Raw genomic sequence first — 6,089 nt, forward strand, 5'->3', positions numbered from 1 at the left:
TTGAGTAATATTACCCTAAATCTGCTTTTATCTATCTTTAGGTGCTTTTTTTACAAAATTTCGGTTTGAAATTTAGCACTAAAATCCAAACAACTGCAACATCTATCATCACATCTGCAAAATTAAACACCGCAAAATCAAATCCACAGTGCCAGTAAACCATATCTACAACACCGCCATGAACAAACCTGTCATATATATTTGAAAAAGCACCGCCGAGCAACAATCCTCCGGGAATGGCATAACATAGCTCCCTTAAGTAGATTATATAGGCAAAAACACCTATGATAAGCACTAGTTGAATATACTTTAACCACTCATTTAAAAATGCGAACATTGAAAAAGCGACACCCTTGTTATAGACTAAAATCAAATCAATACAATCCCCGTAGTATCTCCAGCCATCTACAAAAATTGATTTTATATTCTGGTCAATTATAAATATACCCGATATTGTAAAAAAGAGTATCGTCAAAAGACGAATTGTTCTATTATGCATTTAAAGCTTTTTGAAAAAACTCTGTTATCTCATCCATACAAGAGTTCATTTTTTTTGCATCCTTACACTCCAGCAGAACTCTTAGTTTATTCTCAGTTCCCGAATAGCGAATCAAATGATGAACGCCATCTTTTTCCAACTCTTTTAATCTGCTATCAAGTCCCTCTATCTCTGCAAGCGGTTTTTTGCTCTTTACACTTATATTTACTAACCTTTGAGGATAAAGCTTAAAAGGGCGAAGAGCTTCTGAGGCTCTCTTCTTTGTCTCTATTAAAAGCGCTAAAACTTGCAGAGCACAAACTAATCCATCGCCTGTTTTTGCAAAATCACTAATTATTACATGTCCGCTCTGCTCGCCACCGAAATTGATACTCTCTCTCTTCATCATCTCTAAAACATTTTTATCGCCTACATCTGAGCGAAAAAGTTTTAAACCTTTTTCTGCGGCAAAGTCATCCAATCCTTTGTTGCTCATAACGGTTGAGACAATTCCACCCCCTTTTAAAGTCCCTCTATCTTTCATATATGCCCCAAGAGCACCTAAAAGCTGATCCCCATCTACTACCTCCCCATTTTCATCAACAACTACGACTCTATCTGCATCACCATCTAGCGCTATCCCCAAATCTGCTCTATACTTCACAACACTCTCGCGTAGATTTTTTGTGTGAAGCGCACCGCAGCCATCATTAATATTAAAACCATCAGGCTTATTGTGTATAACTATAACCTCTGCCCCTAGCTCTTCTAAAACTGTCGGACCTACTATATATCCAGCTCCGTTTGCCGTATCAAGAACAATGCGCATATCTTTAAGGGAGAGCTCTCTTGGAAAAGAGTTTTTAAGCTGTACAATATAGCGACCTATCACATCATCTATCCTCTTTGCCTTACCTATATCTTTGCCACGAACAAGAGCGCCTTGTAGTAGTTCACTATTTTTGTAAATCTTCTCTATCTCCTCTTCAGCACCGTGAGAGAGTTTATCGCCACAACCATCAAAAAACTTTATCCCGTTATCTTCAAAAGAGTTGTGTGAAGCACTTATCATGATTCCGGCATCACAACGCATATTCTCAGTTATAAAAGCGATAGCCGGTGTGGGCATAGGACCAATTTGAACAACATCATACCCTATCGCCGTAAGCCCGCTTACTATGGCATTTTCTATCATATACCCGCTTCTGCGCGTATCTTTACCTATTAAAATCCTATTGGTATTTGAGTGTGCTTTAAAGTAAACTCCTGCAGCCATTGCCACCTTCATAGCAAGCTCTGCCGTTAAAAAACTGCCCGCTTCGCCTCTAACTCCATCAGTTCCAAATAATTTCATTTTAATCCCATAGTTTTAAGTGCTGTATTTTAACATATTTAAGCAATAAAATTTAAATTATTCTCTTTTACCTTGTCTTTAACTTAATTTTAATTATCTTTAAGCTAGAATTGCGCACTAAATTTATATGAGAAGGACTCATGCATGGCAAATCACAAGTCATCAATTAAGAGAATTCGCCAAACAATCGTTCGTACAGAGCGTAATCGTTTTTACAGAACTCGTCTTAAAAACATTGTAAAAGATGTTCGTTCTGCTATAACTGCAGGCAACAAAGAGGAAGCTTCATCAGCAATGAATGTAGCAAACAAACAAATTCAAAAATTTGTAAGCAAAGGTGTCTTAAAAAAAGAGACTGCCGCTAGAAAAATTAGTCGTCTACACAGAGCTGTAAACGCTATATAAGGTTAACACTATAAATGTTAGCCGATAAACTCCTACCGTTTATCAATCGTTATAATGAACTTGGCGAGATGCTGAGTTCACCTGACATCACTTCTGACATTAAAAAGATGACCGCTCTCTCAAAAGAACAATCTTCTCTTTTACCGATTGTTAAAAAAGCAAAAGAGTACAGAGCTCTTTTAGAAGAGATATCTGACACCAAAGAGATGCTTAATGATCCGGAGATGGGTGACATGGCAAAAGAGGAGCTCAAAGAGCTTGAACCTCGCAAGCCGGAGATAGAGGAGGAGATAAAACTTCTTCTACTACCAAAAGACCCCAACGATGAGAGAAATATCATTGTAGAGCTTCGTGCAGGAGCAGGTGGTGATGAGGCTGCTATTTTTGTCGGTAATCTATTTGAAGCTTACTCACGTTATGCTGATCTTAAAGATTGGAAGATTGAGATTTTAAGCTCATCTGCTTCAGATGCAGGCGGATTTAAAGAAGTCATTGCTCTTATTAAAGGTGAACAGGTCTATAGCAGGTTAAAGTATGAAGGTGGAACGCACCGTGTTCAACGTGTTCCGGCAACAGAATCACAGGGGCGTGTACATACATCTGCTATTACGGTTGCTGTTATGCCTGAGGTTGATGATGTTGAGATTCAAATTAACGAAAACGACCTAAAAGTTGATGTTATGCGCTCCTCCGGTTGCGGCGGTCAAAGTGTAAATACCACAGACTCTGCCGTAAGGATTACTCACTTGCCGACAGGGTTAGTAGTAACAAACCAAGATCAAAAATCGCAGCACAAAAACAGAGAAAAGGCGATGAAGGTATTAAAAGCTAGACTTTATGACTTAGAGATGCAAGAAGCACTAGCTAAAGATAGCGCAAACCGTTCAGCACAAGTTGGAACGGGAGATAGAAGTGGGAGAATTAGAACATACAACTACCCGCAAAACCGCATTTCTGACCACAGAATCGGTTTAACACTCTACAGACTTGCCGAGATTATGCAAGGCGGTCTTCTTGATGAGATAATAGAACCGCTTATAGCCGACCATCAAGCTAAAATAGTCGAAGCTGCCGGACTTTAATTTTTACCTAACATCCCGATTTATTCGGGATTGTACTCGGCTGTAAAAGTATTTTTTACAACACCTCTAAAAGTAATTCTCTTCTCATTCATTCCCAGATAAAGAGTATCGCCGCTTCTTGGATATACCTCTATATTATCCCCAACCATCTTCTCTAAGTAAGCTCTATAAAAACAAGCCGCCATCCCCGTTCCACAAGCCAAGGTCTCATCTTCTACACCGCGCTCATAAGTTCTTACTCTAAGATTTTTTCCATCAACAAAAGCAATATTGACATTTGCGTTGTATCTATATCTTAGCTCTCTTGCTTCCTCAATATCAAACTCTTCTATATTTTTAGTAATATTTACCAGATGAGGAACTCCAGTGTTAAGAAGCCACCATGATTTACCGTTATGCTCTATATTTTTATCAACTACCGTCGGCGTAGTTAATTCGCTCTCTACCATAGTGCCATCAACAGTTGCGCTTATTACTCCGGCACCGGTTAAAAACTTCATATCTTTTGGTGCAAGCTTGTTTGTAAATGCATAATGCGCTGCCGCTCGACTTCCATTTCCGCACATCTGGGCTTGGCTTCCATCAGAGTTATAAAATTGCCACTCAAAATCAATCTTTGATTGATTTTCTTGAAGGTCATTTTTTTCATTTACAACTATAACAATAAGCCCATCGGCCCCTACGCCGTTTTGCCTATGACACAACTCTTTTGCCAAAGCGCTTCTATCTTTTTTTATATCTGTATGAAAAATTACAAAGTCGTTTCCGTTTGCACTATATTTTGATACTATCATTTTTTCCCCAGATATTTGGCTTTTATCTTTTCGACAAACTCTTCACACTCTTGCTGTAGATGCTTTAAATCCTTTGAGTTGTCTATAACCCAAGTAGCTCTTTTTTTCTTCTCCTCTATGTCCATCTGAGACTCTATGCGTCTTATGGACTCCTCCTTAGAGTAGCCGTTTCTTTTTATAAAGCGCTCTAGTTGAATCTCTTTGGGAACATACACGACAACACTCTCTTTTATATCATAAGCTCCATTTTCAAAAAAAAGAGGGATATCTATGAGATATGGAAATTTAAAGCTATCTTGTTTTTTGCTTCTTTTTTCTATCTCGGCTCTTATCTTTGGATGCAAAAAATCTTCAAGCTTTCTCTTAGCTTCTCTATCTGAAAAGATCAAACGACCAAGCTTTGCTCTATTAACCTTTGAATCATCTAAAAACTCTTCCCCAAAATTCTCTCTAACCCACTCATATGAAGCATCTAAAATCTCATGGGATATGCTATCTGCATCTATAACCCTCATGCCGTTAAGCGCAAGAAGGGAAGCTACCGTACTCTTACCGGTAGCAATTCCGCCAGTTAGTGCAATAGCATATTTAAACGCCATTAGTTTTTGATAATCCCTAAGTATTCTTTTCTAATATAGTTACCCATTGCAAATGCAGCTGGATGAACATCACTATTGTAATAGTTAAGTCCATCTATCATGTCGGCACGTTGAAGATTTATATCTGCTGTTGGATGGTACTCTTTTGAAGCCAGAAGTGCAGTAGCGCCGTTGCCTATGTTGTACGGCATAATTATCTTGAAATATTTTCCAAGAATACTCATTAGACTTTTATTCTCTTCTAAGCTCTCTAGTGAAGGGTGGGTTGTTACAAACTGCCCATCTTTTTTCAAAACACGGTTTACATGTGAAAACAGCGCTGCATCATTTCCCATCTCTGAGATTACAACATCATAACTCTCATCGCTAAGAGCACTAATCTCATTAAGCGTGCATCCTATAACCTTTAAATTTGCTTCCTCATGTCTTGCTACTTCTGCACTTAGCTTTTGTGCATTATCGCTTATTATTAAAATATCCTTTGCCTCTTTAGAGGTACACATAGGTACATGCACCATCATTTCGGCATATATAAAATCTTTCATATTTAAAATTCCTAGTTTGTTTTAATGCGATTTTAGCATATTTGTTTTAAATTACATAACGTTAGATTAAACACCACTTTTTTTCTATGAAAAAAATAAGCTCTCGGTAAGTCAATAGATGATAATATAATTACAATTATTTCATATGAGGATTACCCATGGCTATTTCAAGAAGAGAGATTTTAGCGCTTTCAGGTTTGGCGCTTGCATCTTCAACACTAAGCGGCAATACAGACTCAAATAGCAAAACAAAAACTCAAGCCGCTAAGTCGCTTACGGATTATAAAGCACCGCTACATGAGACAAAAAAACCTAGAGTTGTTGTTGTGGGAGGCGGATGGTCCGGTCTAGCTATCGCCAAATATACAAAAATCTTTGCTCCAAACACAGACGTTGTTTTAGTTGAGCAAAGACATCAGTTTATCTCCTGTCCTGTAAGCAACTTATGGCTTGTAGATAAAGTAAAACTAGAGTATTTAACACATGACTATCTCCAGGCCGCCAGAAAAAACAACTATATATATTTTCATGCAACAGCTGTCGATTTAGACAAAGAGAATCAGATTTTAAAAACAAGCAACGGAGATATCAAGTATGATTATCTTGTTTTCTCTCCCGGTATAGATTATGACTACTCAAGATGGACAAAAGATATCGCTTTTGAGAATAGATTAAGACAAGAGTACCCTGCCGGATTTATCCCCGGTTCTGAACATATTACTTTAAAAAATAAAGTTTTAAACTTCAAAGGCGGTAATTTCATAATTACGGTACCAAGCGGAAACTACAGATGTCTTCCTGCTCCATATGAGAGAGCTTGCGTTCTTGCCGA

Annotated in this window: 8 protein-coding genes; 3 read left to right on the forward strand and 5 right to left on the reverse strand. The window is 38.0% G+C overall.

Features of this window, described 5'->3' with window-relative positions; genetic code table 11:
• Positions 1-37 precede the first annotated feature (37 nt).
• Positions 38-499 carry a signal peptidase II gene (gene lspA / locus M0Q20_RS07820; protein WP_295060221.1) on the reverse strand — a complete coding sequence of 154 codons (462 nt, stop codon included), beginning with the start codon at positions 497-499 and terminating at the stop codon, positions 38-40.
• A complete protein-coding gene (gene glmM, locus M0Q20_RS07825; RefSeq protein ID WP_295060224.1) occupies positions 492-1,832 on the reverse strand; it encodes a phosphoglucosamine mutase in 1,341 nt (446 codons plus the stop codon). The genes lspA and glmM overlap by 8 nt, the downstream gene beginning before the upstream one ends.
• A 144-nt stretch (positions 1,833-1,976) precedes the next feature.
• Between glmM and rpsT the strand changes: the two genes are divergently transcribed.
• Together rpsT and prfA are read left to right on the forward strand one after the other, a co-directional pair.
• Entirely contained in the window at positions 1,977-2,237 is a 261-nt protein-coding gene (gene rpsT, locus M0Q20_RS07830; RefSeq protein ID WP_295060227.1) for a 30S ribosomal protein S20, read from the forward strand.
• 14 nt (positions 2,238-2,251) lie between these two features.
• Complete coding sequence (gene prfA, locus M0Q20_RS07835) at positions 2,252-3,319, forward strand: peptide chain release factor 1 (protein ID WP_295060230.1); 1,068 nt, start codon at positions 2,252-2,254, stop codon at positions 3,317-3,319.
• A gap of 20 nt (positions 3,320-3,339) precedes the next feature.
• On the opposite strand, the gene dapF is transcribed toward prfA, so the two are convergent.
• The 3 genes from dapF to M0Q20_RS07850 are packed head-to-tail and all read right to left on the reverse strand — an operon-like array spanning position 3,340 to position 5,257.
• Positions 3,340-4,113, reverse strand: a complete 774-nt coding sequence (gene dapF, locus M0Q20_RS07840; protein ID WP_295060232.1) for a diaminopimelate epimerase — start codon at positions 4,111-4,113, stop codon at positions 3,340-3,342.
• Entirely contained in the window at positions 4,110-4,712 is a 603-nt protein-coding gene (gene coaE / locus M0Q20_RS07845; protein WP_295060235.1) for a dephospho-CoA kinase, read from the reverse strand. The genes dapF and coaE overlap by 4 nt, the downstream gene beginning before the upstream one ends.
• Positions 4,712-5,257 (reverse strand): spermidine synthase, encoded by a 546-nt coding sequence (locus M0Q20_RS07850; protein WP_295060238.1) that lies wholly within the window; start codon positions 5,255-5,257, stop codon positions 4,712-4,714. Before M0Q20_RS07850 ends, coaE begins: the two co-directional genes overlap by 1 nt.
• 158 nt (positions 5,258-5,415) lie before the next feature.
• Between M0Q20_RS07850 and M0Q20_RS07855 the strand changes: the two genes are divergently transcribed.
• The coding region (locus M0Q20_RS07855) for an FAD/NAD(P)-binding oxidoreductase (RefSeq protein WP_295060241.1) at positions 5,416-6,089 on the forward strand (674 nt) is incomplete at its 3' end.

The organism is Sulfurimonas sp. (assembly GCF_023229025.1).
Classification (GTDB): Bacteria; Campylobacterota; Campylobacteria; order Campylobacterales; family Sulfurimonadaceae; genus Sulfurimonas.